The organism is Aliihoeflea sp. 2WW (assembly GCF_000497755.1).
Taxonomy (GTDB): Bacteria; Pseudomonadota; Alphaproteobacteria; order Rhizobiales; family Rhizobiaceae; genus Aliihoeflea.
The window spans coordinates 1-12,402 of the sequence record NZ_AYOD01000030.1; the positions used below are offsets into that span (position 1 = coordinate 1).

Annotated in this window: 10 protein-coding genes; 6 read left to right on the plus strand and 4 right to left on the minus strand. The window is 64.6% G+C overall.

Annotated features, from left to right (window positions below):
• Positions 1-54: 54 nt before the first annotated feature.
• From ALII_RS0113630 to ALII_RS22460, 3 genes are all read right to left on the minus strand, one after another.
• Positions 55-1,512, minus strand: a complete 1,458-nt coding sequence (locus tag ALII_RS0113630; RefSeq protein WP_024587864.1) for a glutamate synthase subunit beta — start codon at positions 1,510-1,512, stop codon at positions 55-57.
• A gap of 65 nt (positions 1,513-1,577) precedes the next feature.
• The gene (gltB, locus tag ALII_RS0113635; protein ID WP_024587865.1) at positions 1,578-6,290 is read right to left on the minus strand and encodes a glutamate synthase large subunit; all 4,713 of its coding nucleotides are present in this window, start codon (positions 6,288-6,290) and stop codon (positions 1,578-1,580) included.
• Between the two features lie 207 nt (positions 6,291-6,497).
• A complete protein-coding gene (locus ALII_RS22460) occupies positions 6,498-6,746 on the minus strand; it encodes a hypothetical protein (protein ID WP_152529639.1) in 249 nt (82 codons plus the stop codon).
• Between ALII_RS22460 and ALII_RS0113640 the strand changes: the two genes are divergently transcribed.
• From ALII_RS0113640 to ALII_RS0113660, 5 genes are all read left to right on the plus strand, one after another.
• Entirely contained in the window at positions 6,745-7,788 is a 1,044-nt protein-coding gene (locus tag ALII_RS0113640) for a low specificity L-threonine aldolase (RefSeq protein ID WP_024587866.1), read from the plus strand. The genes ALII_RS22460 and ALII_RS0113640 overlap by 2 nt on opposite strands.
• A gap of 169 nt (positions 7,789-7,957) precedes the next feature.
• A complete protein-coding gene (locus tag ALII_RS0113645; protein WP_024587867.1) occupies positions 7,958-8,269 on the plus strand; it encodes a DUF2282 domain-containing protein in 312 nt (103 codons plus the stop codon).
• A gap of 45 nt (positions 8,270-8,314) precedes the next feature.
• Positions 8,315-9,226, plus strand: coding sequence for a DUF692 domain-containing protein (locus ALII_RS0113650; protein ID WP_024587868.1), 912 nt, complete (start codon positions 8,315-8,317; stop codon positions 9,224-9,226).
• Positions 9,219-9,974, plus strand: coding sequence for a DNA-binding domain-containing protein (locus ALII_RS0113655; protein ID WP_024587869.1), 756 nt, complete (start codon positions 9,219-9,221; stop codon positions 9,972-9,974). The genes ALII_RS0113650 and ALII_RS0113655 overlap by 8 nt, the downstream gene beginning before the upstream one ends.
• Positions 9,971-10,576, plus strand: a complete 606-nt coding sequence (locus tag ALII_RS0113660) for a DoxX family protein (RefSeq protein WP_024587870.1) — start codon at positions 9,971-9,973, stop codon at positions 10,574-10,576. The genes ALII_RS0113655 and ALII_RS0113660 overlap by 4 nt, the downstream gene beginning before the upstream one ends.
• On the opposite strand, the gene ALII_RS0113665 is transcribed toward ALII_RS0113660, so the two are convergent.
• On the minus strand, positions 10,569-11,033 hold the full coding sequence (locus ALII_RS0113665) for an Hsp20 family protein (RefSeq protein ID WP_024587871.1): 465 nt from the start codon (positions 11,031-11,033) through the stop codon (positions 10,569-10,571). The genes ALII_RS0113660 and ALII_RS0113665 overlap by 8 nt on opposite strands.
• Before the next feature lie 409 nt (positions 11,034-11,442).
• Between ALII_RS0113665 and ALII_RS0113670 the strand changes: the two genes are divergently transcribed.
• Positions 11,443-12,402 carry an alpha/beta hydrolase gene (locus ALII_RS0113670; RefSeq protein ID WP_024587872.1) on the plus strand — a complete coding sequence of 320 codons (960 nt, stop codon included), beginning with the start codon at positions 11,443-11,445 and terminating at the stop codon, positions 12,400-12,402.

The window sequence follows — 12,402 nt, forward strand, 5'->3', positions numbered from 1 at the left end:
CTCCCTCCCCCTTGTGGGGAGGGATAAAGGGTGGGGGTACTGCAGCGCTCAGACTTATCGCGGCAGTACCGTCGTCCCCATCAGATCCTTGTCGATCGCGTGCGCGGCCTGTCGACCTTCGCGGATCGCCCAGACGACGAGCGACTGGCCGCGACGCACGTCGCCGGCGATGTAGAGCTTGTCGATATTGCTCTTGTAGTCGCGGTCGTTGGCGGTGACGTTGCGCGAGCCGCGCTTGTCGGTGACGGTGCCGAGGCGGTCGCCGAGCTGGTCGGTGAGGCCACCCACGAGCGGACCGGCAAAGCCGATGGCGATGAAGGCGAGGTCGGCCTTGATAATGAACTCGGTGCCGGCGATCGGCTTGCGCTTCTCGTCGACTTCGCAGCACTTGACGCCGGTGAGGTTGCCGTCCTCGTCGCCGACGAATTCGAGCGTCGCGACCTGGAACTCGCGGTCGGCGCCCTCGGCCTGGGAGGATGACGTGCGCATCTTGGTCGCCCAGTAAGGCCAGACGGTGAGCTTGTCTTCCTTTTCCGGTGGCTGGGGGCGGATGTCGAGCTGGGTGACGCGCACCGCGCCCTGGCGGAACGAGGTGCCGACGCAGTCCGACGCCGTATCGCCGCCGCCGACGACGACGACATGCTTGCCGCCGGCGAGGATCGGCGCGGCGGCCCAGGCGCGCGACTGGATGTCCTCGCCGCCGACGCGGCGGTTCTGCTGGACGAGATAGGGCATCGCGTCATGGACGCCCTGGAACTCGCGGCCGGGAATGCCGGCCGGGCGCGGATTTTCCGAGCCGCCGCAATACAGCACCGCGTCGAACTCGGCCGTCAACTCGTCGAGCGTCTTGTCGACCCCGACGTCGACGCCGCAATGGAAGGTGACGCCCTCGCCCTGCATCTGCTCGACGCGCGCGTCGATGTACTTCTTCTCGATCTTGAAGTCCGGAATGCCGTAGCGCATCAGCCCGCCGGGCTTCGACTCGCGCTCGAAGACGTGGACGTCGTGGCCGACGCGTCCAAGCTGCTGCGCCGCAGCCATGCCGGCCGGGCCGGAGCCGATGATCGCAACGCGCTTGCCGGTCTTGCTCGCGGATGGCAGCGGACGGATCAGGCCCTTTTCATAGGCCTTGTCGGCAATCGCCTGCTCCACCGTCTTGATGGCGACCGGAATGTCCTCGAGGTTCAGCGTGCAGGCTTCCTCGCAGGGAGCGGGGCAGATGCGGCCGGTCCATTCGGGGAAGTTGTTGGTCGAATGCAGGTTGCGGATCGCCCCTTCCCAGTCCTTTTGATAGACGAGGTCGTTCCAGTCGGGGATCTGGTTGTGGACCGGACAGCCGGTCGGCCCGTGACAGAACGGGATGCCGCAATCCATGCAGCGCGCGGCCTGTTTCTCGACTTCCGGCTCCGACATCGGGAGCGTGAACTCCCGGAAATGACGGATGCGGTCGGACGCCGGCTGGTATTTGTGAACCTGCCGGTCGATCTCGAGAAAGCCTGTTACCTTGCCCATAGTTCAGTCCAATCGTCTGCGAGCCGTGAGGCTCCGAAATGCGATCAAGGGTGGAGGGAGGCGGCCTATTCGGCCGCCACGCCCATGCGCATGCGTTCCATTTCGATCAGCGCGCGCTTGTATTCGACCGGCATGACCTTGCGGAATTTCGGGCGGTAGTCGGCCCAGTTGTCGAGGATGGTCTGGCCGCGCTGCGAGCCGGTGTGGTCGACATGGTTGCGGATGAGCTGGTAGAGCCGCTCCTCGTCGTGGCTGGTCATGTCGGCCTGGACGTCGACGCGGCCCTTGTGGTCGATGTCGCCGCCGTGGTGATGGAGGCGTTCGAGGATTTCGTCTTCCTCCGGCACCGGTTCCAGTTCGACCATGGCCATGTTGCAGCGCTCGGCGAAATCGCCCGCCTCGTCCAGCACATAGGCAATGCCGCCCGACATGCCGGCCGCGAAGTTCCGGCCTGTCTGGCCGAGGACAACGACGACGCCGCCGGTCATGTACTCGCAGCCATGGTCGCCGACGCCCTCGACGACGGCGATGGCACCCGAATTGCGCACCGCGAAGCGCTCGCCCGCGACACCGCGGAAATAACACTCGCCCTCGGTCGCGCCATAGAGAACCGTGTTGCCCACGATGATCGAATTTTCGGGCGTGATGCGGGTGTTTTCCGGCGGCCGGATGACGATCTTGCCGCCCGAAAGTCCCTTGCCGACATAGTCGTTGCCGTCGCCGACGAGCGTGAAGGTCACGCCCTTGGCGAGGAATGCACCGAAGGACTGGCCGGCCGTGCCGGTCAGCGTCACGGAAATCGTATCCTTGCGCAGGCCTTTGTGGCCGAAGCGCTTGGCGACCTCGCCCGACAGCATCGCGCCGGTGGAACGGTCGACATTGCGGATATCGGCCGCGATCTCGACCTTCTGGCGCGCCTCGAGCGCCGGCGCCGCCTCGGCGATCAGCTTGCGGTCGAGCACGTCGTCGATCGGATGCGTCTGGCGCTCGGTCCAGTAGGTCGCTTCCTTCGGCGCATCGGGCTTGTAGAACATCTTCGAGAAGTCGAGCCCCTTCGACTTCCAGTGCGCGAAGGCATCGTCCTTGGCGAGAAGCTGGGACTGGCCGATGATCTCGTCGATCTTGCGGTAGCCCATCTCGGCCAGAAGCTGGCGCACTTCCTCGGCGATGAAGAAGAAGAAGTTGATGACGTGCTCGGGCGTGCCCTTGAAGCGCTTGCGCAGCACCGGGTCCTGCGTCGCGACACCGACAGGGCAGGTGTTGAGGTGGCACTTGCGCATCATGATGCAGCCGGCCGCGATCAGCGGAGCGGTCGAGAACCCGAACTCGTCGGCACCGAGGAGCGCGCCGACGATCACGTCGCGGCCGGTGCGAAGCCCGCCATCGACCTGCAGCGCGACGCGGGAGCGCAGGCCGTTCAGAACCAGAGTCTGGTGCGTTTCGGCAAGGCCCATTTCCCAAGGGCTGCCGGCATGTTTGATCGAGGTGAGCGGCGAAGCGCCGGTGCCGCCGTCATAGCCGGAGATGGTGATGTGGTCCGCGCGCGCCTTGGCGACACCCGCCGCGACCGTGCCGACGCCGACTTCGGAGACGAGCTTTACCGACACGTCGGCGGCCGGATTGACGTTCTTCAGGTCGTAGATGAGCTGCGCCAGATCCTCGATCGAATAGATGTCGTGGTGCGGCGGCGGCGAAATGAGGCCCACGCCCTGGGTCGAGTGGCGCACCTTGGCGATGGTCGCATCGACCTTGTGGCCGGGCAATTGTCCGCCCTCGCCGGGCTTGGCGCCCTGCGCGACCTTGATCTGCATCATGTCGGAATTGACGAGATACTCCGCCGTCACGCCAAAGCGGCCGGATGCGATTTGCTTGATTGCGGACCGCTCGGGATTGCGCGATCCGTCCGGCAGCGGGAAGTAGCGATCCGGCTCCTCGCCGCCCTCGCCCGTGTTCGACTTGCCGCCGATGCGGTTCATCGCGACGGCGAGCGTCGAATGCGCCTCTCTGGAGATCGAGCCGAACGACATCGCGCCGGTCGAGAAGCGCTTGACGAGCTCGACCGCGGGCTCGACTTCGTCGAGCGGCACGGCGGCGCGGCCGCTCTCCGCGGCGGTCAGGATCTTGAACAGGCCGCGGATCGACTTGGCGTCGGCCGTGTGGCTGTCGATCTGAGCGGAATACTGCTTGAACGTCTCCCACGAGTTGAGCCGCACCGAATGCTGCAACGTCGCGACCGCGTCCGGCGACCAGACATGCGCCTCGCCGCGCACGCGGTAGGTATATTCGCCGCCGACCTCGAGCGCGTTCTTCAAGACCGGGTCTTCGCCGAAGGCGGATTCGTGGCGGCTGACGGTCTCGCCTGCGACCTCTTCCAGCCCGACGCCTTCGATGGTCGTCGCCGTGCCGGAGAAATACCGGTCGACGAATGCCGAATTGAGGCCGATCGCATCGAATATCTGCGCGCCGCAATAGGACTGATAGGTCGAGATGCCCATCTTGGACATGACCTTGAGGATGCCCTTGCCGATCGACTTGATGTAGCGCGTGACGACTTCGCGGCCGTCGACTTCCGGCGGGAAATCGCCGCGGCGATGCATCTCAGTCAGCGTGTCGAAGGCAAGGTAGGGGTTGATCGCCTCGGCGCCGTAGCCGGCAAGGCACGCGAAGTGATGCACTTCGCGCGGCTCACCGGATTCCACGACGAGGCCGACCGCCGTGCGCAGGCCCTTGCGGATCAAGTGATGATGCACGGCAGCGGTTGCCAGAAGCGCGGGGATCGCGATGCGGTCCGGTCCGACCTGACGATCCGACAGGATGATGATGTTGTAGCCGCCGACGACGGCCGCCTCGGCCCGGTCGCACAGGCGATCGACCGCGCCCTGCATGCCGGCCGCACCTTCCACGGCCGCATAGGTGATGTCGATCGTCTTGGTGTCGAAACGGTCCTCAGTGTGGCCGATCGAGCGGATCTTTTCCAGATCGCCATTGGTCAGGATCGGCTGGCGCACTTCGAGCCGCTTGCGGCGCGAGGAACCGACCAGATCGAAGATGTTCGGACGCGGCCCGATGAAGGAGACGAGGCTCATGACGAGTTCTTCGCGGATCGGGTCGATCGGCGGGTTCGTCACCTGGGCGAAGTTCTGCTTGAAATAGGTGTAGAGCAGCTTCGACTTGTCCGACATCGCCGAGATCGGCGTGTCGGTGCCCATCGAGCCGACGGCTTCCTGGCCGGTCGTCGCCATCGGCGACATCAGGATGCGCGTGTCTTCCTGCGTGTAGCCGAAGGCCTGCTGGCGATCGAGCAGCGAGACGTCCTTGCGCAGCGCGCGCGGCTCGACCGGCTTCAGCTCTTCGAGGATGAGCTGGGTGTTCTTCAGCCACTGCGTATAGGGGTGCTGCGAGGCGATCTCGGCCTTGATCTCGTCGTCGGAGACGATACGCCCCTCTTCGAGGTCGATCAGCAGCATGCGGCCGGGCTGGAGCCGCCACTTGGTGACGATCTTCTCCTCCGGCACCGGCAGGACGCCGGCTTCCGAGGCCATGATGACGCGGTCGTCGTCGGTGACGATGTAGCGTGCGGGACGAAGGCCGTTGCGGTCGAGCGTCGCGCCGATCTGGCGCCCGTCGGTGAAGACGACGGCGGCCGGGCCGTCCCATGGCTCCATCAGCGCGGCGTGATATTCGTAGAAGGCGCGGCGCTCGTCGCTCATCAGCTTGTTGCCGGCCCATGCTTCCGGGATCAGCATCATCATGGCGTGCGCGAGCGTGTAGCCGCCCTGGAACAGGAACTCGAGCGCGTTGTCGAAGCAGGCCGTGTCCGACTGCCCCTCATAGGAGATCGGCCACAGCTTGGAGATGTTGTTACCGAAGAGCTCGGAATCGACCGAGGCCTGACGCGCCGCCATCCAGTTGTTGTTGCCGCGCACCGTGTTGATCTCGCCATTGTGGGCGACCATGCGGTACGGGTGCGCGAGCTTCCACGACGGGAAGGTGTTGGTCGAAAAGCGCTGGTGGACGAGGATCAGCGCCGTTTCGAAGCGCGGATCGGTCAGGTCCTTGTAATAGGCGCCGACCTGATAGGCGAGGAACATGCCCTTGTAGACGATGGTGCGCGCCGACAGCGACACGCAATAGGCGCCGATGTCCTTGTTCTGATGCTCGGCATAGATGCGGCCGGAAATGACCTTGCGCAGGACATAGAGCCGCGCCTCGTATTCCTCGTCGTCGTCGATGTCGGCAGGACGGCCGATGAAGACCTGGCGGTGATGCGGCTCGGCGGCGACGATCTCCGGCGCCTTCGACAGCGAAGAGTTGTCGACCGGCACGTCGCGGAAGCCGATCAGCCGTAGCCCTTCGGACTGCGCGGATTCGGCGATGATTTCGTCAACATGGGCACGAAGAGCTTCGTCCTGCGGCATGAACCAGTGGCCTACGCCATACTGGCCGAGCGGCGGCAGTTCGATGCCCTGCGCGGCAAGCTCCTCGCGGAAAAAGCGATCGGGAATCTGCACCAGCACGCCCGCGCCGTCGCCGACGAGCGGATCGGCACCGACGGCGCCGCGATGCGTCAGGTTCTCGAGCATGAAGAGACCGTCCTTGACGATCTGGTGCGACTTGGCGCCCTTCATGTTGGCGACGAAGCCGACGCCGCACGCATCGTGCTCGTTGCGCGGATCGTAAAGACCCTGCGCATGCGGAAGACCGGTTTTGCGGGCAGTCGCTTTCGCATGGGCGGCCGGCGTCGATGCGGTCGTCACAGCTTGCGTCTTCTCGCTCATGCTCGTCTCTCCGTCGTGCCCGGGGATCGGGCGGTCGTCTGGTCCTCCAGGTTCGCCCTGCGGCCAACCCAATTCTGCACTCGCGGCATATATGTCGAATGGCCGTTCGCCGACCGGTTCTCGGGGCCCTTGCCCTCCGGTCCGCACATGGCCGATACATCGTGCCAGGCGGCGGCGCCGAACTCTACGCGCGCCCCATTCTAAGGGTCAGCGCGGCTGCTCGGCAATCCGCAAATAAGACAGCAATGCTGTCCTAAATTGGATATGACAGAAATCAAAAGCCCGCACAAGATGCAAGTGCAAAAAATTGAGGCTGCTGGCGAAAGATTGTTTCGCCACATGTGACGCGGCCGCAATCTTCGCAAATCGCCTTCGCATGCGCAGCGTCAGGCCCTTGTCAGCCGCGCGCCGACCTGATTTCTGAAGCGGACTTTCCAAGGGAATAGCACGCTTCATGTATTTCGCATCCGACAACTGGGCCGGCGCCCACCCCGACATCGCCCGCAACCTCGTCACGCGCTCTGCCGGCTTCGCGCCGGCCTATGGCGCGAGCGACCTCGACAAGGCGGTCGAAGCGCGTTTCAGCGAAGTCTTCGAGCGCGATGTGGCGGTGTTCTTCGTCGGAACCGGCACGGCGGCCAACTCGCTCGCCCTGACGGCCTACGACCGCGCGGGCGGCGTGTCGTTCTGCCACCGCGAGGCGCATGTGATCGCCGACGAATGCGGCGCGCCGGAATATTTCATGGGCGGCTCGCGCCTCCATGCCGTCGATGGCCCTCTCGGCCGAATGGAAACGGACAAGCTCAAGGCAGCGATCGAGCGCTTCCCGCCCGCCTTCGTCCATGGCGGACGCCCGGCGGCGGTTACGATCACGCAGGCGACCGAGGTCGGGACCGTCTATTCGCTGGCGCAGATCGAAGCCCTCTCCACGCTTGCCAAGGAGCACGGCATTCCGCTCCACATGGACGGCGCGCGCTTTGCCAATGCGCTCGTCTCCCTCGGCGTGTCGGCGGCCGAGATGACCTGGAAGCGCGGCGTCGACGTGCTCTCCTTCGGCGGCACCAAGAATGGCTGCTGGTGCGCGGAAGCCGTTGTCTTCTTCAATCCCGACGAAGCGAAAGATTTCCCCTTCGTGCGCAAGCGCGCGGCGCAGCTCTTTTCCAAGTCGCGCTTCATCGCCGCGCAGTTCGAAGCCTATTTCGCCGACGATCTGTGGTTGAAGACTGCCCGGCATTCGAACGCGATGGCGACGCGGCTCGCCGGCCACTTCACGACCTCTCCCAATGCGCGGCTCGGCTGGGCGCCGGAGGCGAACGAGGTCTTCCCGATCCTCGGCAAGGGGCTGGTCGACGAACTGAAGGACAAGGGCGCCGTCTTCTACGCCTGGCCGACGCCGGCCGGGCTCGACGTCGGTCCGGACGAGACGCTCTGCCGCTTCGTGACGAGCTTTGCCACCACCGAGGCCGATGTCGATGGGATCGGCGAACTGATCGCATGATCACGTTCTAATTCAGCGACACGTGATTTTCGGACGCGAAAGAACAGGTGCCGGCGTGACCACGCCGGCATTCTTCATATCCGCTCGTTGATTTCCCAGTGATGGGGCGCTTCGCCAAGGTGCTGAGGCCGGCAACAACGCCGGACGAACACCAAGGGAGCATCATCCAATGTCGACACGTACCGCTTTCAGCGCCGCCTATCTGGCCGCCGCCGTCGCCTCCGCCGTTTCCGCCGGCGCCTTCCTCTCGACAGGCGACGCCGTCGCCCAGGAAAAGGAGCGCTGCTACGGCGTTTCGCTGGCCGGCGCGAACGACTGCGCGGCCGGTCCCGGCACGACCTGCGCCGGCACCTCCAAGGTCGACTATCAGGGCAATGCCTGGACCTATGTCGAAAAGGGCACCTGCGCTTCGATCGATCTTCCCGATCAGCGCATGGGCTCGCTCGAGGCCCTTGACCGCGACCTGCCCACGGCGGGCTGATCGGACTCATCGCCAGCCAATCGACAGGCCGGAAGGACGACGGGCATGAACGTGAATGTCACCGATCTTCATCGCCGGGAGCAGCGCTTTCCGGCCTTCGACGCGGCAGGGCTGGCCGGCACCAGCTTCAAGCCCGAACATTTTCGCGAGATCGAGGCCGACGAGGCGATCGACGGCTTCTTTGAGATCCACGCGGAAAACTATATGGGCGACGGCGGGATGCCGCATCGGCTGCTGGAACGCATCCGTGCGCGCCATCCCGTCTCGCTGCACGGCGTGTGCATGTCGATCGGCGGTGAAGCACCATTGTCACGCGATCATCTCGACCGCTTCCGGGCGCTCGTCGATCGATACGAGCCGGCCTTCGTTTCCGAGCATCTGGCCTGGTCGACGCATGACGACGTCTTCTACAACGATCTCCTGCCCCTGCCCTACACCGAGGCGACGCTTGCCCGGGTGGCCGACCATGTCGACGAAATGCAGGAGGCGATTTCCCGCCCCATCCTGCTCGAGAACCCGGCGACATATTTGCTCTTCGAACAGTCGACCATTTCCGAGCAGGACTTCCTGCGGGAGATCGTGCGCCGCACGGGCTGCGGCCTGCTGCTCGACGTCAACAACGTCTTCGTGTCCGCGACCAATCACGGGACGGACGCGTGGACCTACCTGTCCTCCTTCCCGCTGCATCATGTCGGCGAAATCCATCTCGCCGGCCATGCCGAAGACGCGGATGCACAGGGCCGAAAGCTGCTCATCGACAGCCATGACGGCCCTGTCGCCGATGCCGTCTGGGCGCTTTACGAACGCGTGATCGCGCGCACCGGGCCTGTCGCCACGCTTGTGGAATGGGATGCCGACATACCTGCCTGGCCGATCCTCAAGCGAGAGGCGATGGCGGCAGCCGAAATGCTGGCCCGTCAGGCGCCGAACCGGATGCTGGGGCACCGTCATGGATGAATTCGCGTCCGGGCTTCTGGTGGCCGATGGTGCCCCGCCGCCCGGCCTTCATTCAGCCTTCGGGCTTGGCGATGCCGGCCGTTTCGCCGTTTATCGCAACAACGTCGCGTCGAGCCTCATCAGGGCGCTGCGCGAAATCTTTCCGGCGACGCGCCGCATCGTCGGCGACCGCTTCTTCGACGCGATGGCCCACTCTTTCATGGTCGAGCACCCTCCGCGTTCGCCGCTTGTTTTTCGTTATGGTGACGAATTTCCCGATTTCCTCGCCGCATTCGGCCCCGCAGGCAAGATGCCGTATCTGGCCGACCTCGCCCGGGTCGAAAGATCCTGGCTCGATGCCTGGCACGCAGCCGACGCCGAAACGCTCGACGGCGAGACCATGGCGTCCGTGCCGGTTGCGCAGTTGCCGCATTGCCGCCTGATCGCCCACCCGGCCGCGCGCATCGTCGTATCGCGCTTTGCCGTCGCCGACCTGTTCCAGGCCAATCGAGAAGACGCCGGCGCCTCACGCCGCATCGACGCGTCGGTGGCGCAAGCGGTCCTCATCACACGCCCTGCCCTTGCCGTGACGATAAAGTCGCTCGGCCGGGATCAGGCAGTCTTCATGCAGGCGCTTCTGAACGGCCGGCCGCTTGAGGCTGCGGTCGACGCGGCACTTGCCTGCGACCGGAAATTCGACCTCGGCGCGGGGATGTCGCTCGTCGTCTGGTCCGGGGCGTTTCATGCCATTCGAGGAGCAGAGCGATGATCGGACCACTGTATCGCTTCTACGATAAACTCGTGTCCGCGATCGAAGCCGCGGGCGACAGCTGGCTGATCGGGCTTGCCGCGCGGCTGGTGTTCGCCTCGACGTTGCTCTTCTACTTCTGGAATTCCGCGCGCACGAAGATCACAGATGGGATGTTCGGTTTCCTGTCGGTCTCGGACAATGCCTATTATCAAATCGCCCTGCCGGCAGTGGAAGCTGCCGGCGGCGACGTCGGCAATGTCGCCTTCCTGCCCTGGGGCTTGATGGTGTGGGCCGGCACCTATGGCGAATTCATCCTGCCTTTCCTCATCCTCGCCGGGTTGGCCACGCGGATCGCCGCGCTCGGCATGATCGGCTTCGTCATCGTCCAGAGCGCCGTCGACATCCTTGTCCACCAGGTCGGGACGGAAACGGCGGGAGCAGCGTTCGACCGTTTTTCCGATGGTCTCATCGCCGACCAGCGTCTGTTCTGGGTTTTCCTGCTGGCCGTTCTGGCGATCAAGGGCGCAGGCGCACTGTCCATCGACGCGCTTCTCCTCAAACGCAAAGCGGCGCCCGCAAGGGGCGCCGCCATCTCGTCGGGAAACGCGCAGCTTAGTTGACCGCCTGGCCCTCGATCTGCTTCGCGGAAGCAGGCGTCGGCTGGATCGCGATCTTGCGCGGCTTCATTTCCTCCGGCACCGAACGCTTCAGGTCGATGTGGAGAAGGCCGTTCTTCAACAGTGCGCCGACGACCTCGACATGGTCGGCAAGCTGGAAGCGGCGCTCGAATGCGCGCGAGGCGATGCCGCGATGGAGGAATTCGGACGTCTCGTCCTTGGTCTCCGGCTTCTCGCCCTTGATCGTCAGCACGTTGCGATGAGCCTCGATCGAGATGTCGTCCTCGGCGAAGCCGGCGACAGCCATCGAGATGCGGTAGGCGTCCTCGCCGGTGCGCTCGATATTGTAGGGCGGATAGGACTGGCCGTTATCAGGCTGAGCCAGCGAATCGAGCATCGTGAAAAGACGGTCGAAGCCGACGGTCGAGCGATAGAGCGGCGAAAAATCAACATGACGCATGGTCTGTTCTCCAGTTGAGCAACATGGTTTGCGAGTGGAGCATCTGTCGGAAAACGCTTTGGTCTTTCCGCTCGATGTCCAGCGGCCCCGACATCGGCGACCGCACGCCAGATGTGGTTTTTCGCCTGCGCGCTTTCAAGAGTTTCATCCGCTCCCGAACGATGAACCGAATATGAACCGCCGCTTCGGATTCCGTTCAGCCCGCAACGACTACCTTCCACTCATCGAATTCGAACAGGCGGCCTTCAAGCCACTTGGTCGTCTCCGAAGCCGGACCGGGTGTAACGTCCCTTCCTCCCGGTTCGTCAGAGGCCGGAAGCTCCCACAAGGATCTTCCGGCCTTACCTTTTTCGGACCTGTCGCTTCGATAATCTTTGCCTTTGGCAACGCCGCTTTCTATCACGGCTTCATGAGCGACCAGATTTTCTCCAGCGCCGGCAACCCCCTGCCAGACAACGCCCATGCCGGAACGTTTCACGGCAAGGGCAACATCCGGCTTCGTTATGCGCGGTTCGGCGCGACCGGGCGTCCGCTCAAGGGAACGGTGCTGATCTTTCCCGGTCGCAACGAGGCGATCGAGAAATATTTCGAGACCATCGGCGAATTGCAGCAACGCGGATTCGGCGTCGCGATCTTCGATTGGCGCGGCCAGGGCGGCTCGCAGCGCCTGACCCGCAATCCGCGCCGCGGCTATGTCCGCTCCTTCGACGACCATGTCGCCGACATCGAGCGCTTCGTGGAGCATATCGTCCTGCCGGACTGCCGCGCGCCCTTTTATCTGATCGGCCATTCGACCGGCGCGCTGACGGCACTCTTCGCCTCGCGCAAGCTGACCAACCGCATCCGACGCATGGTGCTGCTCGCCCCGCTCCTGACGCTGGAGCGCATTCCGGTACGCATGGAAACGCTGCGCCGCGCGACCGGCCTCCTGACCTCGCTCGGTTTCGGCCGCATGTTCCTCGCGCGCGGGCAACGAAAGCCGGCGAAGCAGGTATTCGAGAGCAACATCGTTACCAGCGATCCCGATCGCTTCGCGCGCAACCAGGCGATCTACGAGGAGCATCCGGCGCTCGGGCTCGGTGCGACGACGGTCGGCTGGGTGCATGCGGCGACGGTCGCCTCGGCGCGCGTCCACGAGCGCGAGTTCCTGCGCAATCACCGCATCCCGACGCTGCTCGTCGCCGCTGGCGCCGACACGCTCGTCTCGACGCCGGCGATCGAAGCCTATGCGCGCCAGTTGCGCGGCGCATCGCTCGTCACCATCGACGGCGCCAAACACGAGATCCTGCAGGAAACGGATCGCTATCGCGAGCAGTTCTGGGCGGCGTTCGACGCGTTCGTGCCCGGCGAGGTTCCGGAACTGGTCTAG

What these genes read in the sequence shown, in the direction of transcription:
- ALII_RS0113630 (WP_024587864.1), bottom strand. Translation starts at nt 1,512, where the DNA reads ATGGGCAAGGTAACAGGCTTTCTCGAGATCGACCGGCAGGTTCACAAA.
- gltB (WP_024587865.1), bottom strand. Translation starts at nt 6,290, where the DNA reads ATGAGCGAGAAGACGCAAGCTGTGACGACCGCATCGACGCCGGCCGCC.
- ALII_RS0113640 (WP_024587866.1), top strand. Translation starts at nt 6,745, where the DNA reads ATGTATTTCGCATCCGACAACTGGGCCGGCGCCCACCCCGACATCGCC.
- ALII_RS22460 (WP_152529639.1), bottom strand. Translation starts at nt 6,746, where the DNA reads ATGAAGCGTGCTATTCCCTTGGAAAGTCCGCTTCAGAAATCAGGTCGG.
- ALII_RS0113645 (WP_024587867.1), top strand. Translation starts at nt 7,958, where the DNA reads ATGTCGACACGTACCGCTTTCAGCGCCGCCTATCTGGCCGCCGCCGTC.
- ALII_RS0113650 (WP_024587868.1), top strand. Translation starts at nt 8,315, where the DNA reads ATGAACGTGAATGTCACCGATCTTCATCGCCGGGAGCAGCGCTTTCCG.
- ALII_RS0113655 (WP_024587869.1), top strand. Translation starts at nt 9,219, where the DNA reads ATGGATGAATTCGCGTCCGGGCTTCTGGTGGCCGATGGTGCCCCGCCG.
- ALII_RS0113660 (WP_024587870.1), top strand. Translation starts at nt 9,971, where the DNA reads ATGATCGGACCACTGTATCGCTTCTACGATAAACTCGTGTCCGCGATC.
- ALII_RS0113665 (WP_024587871.1), bottom strand. Translation starts at nt 11,033, where the DNA reads ATGCGTCATGTTGATTTTTCGCCGCTCTATCGCTCGACCGTCGGCTTC.
- ALII_RS0113670 (WP_024587872.1), top strand. Translation starts at nt 11,443, where the DNA reads ATGAGCGACCAGATTTTCTCCAGCGCCGGCAACCCCCTGCCAGACAAC.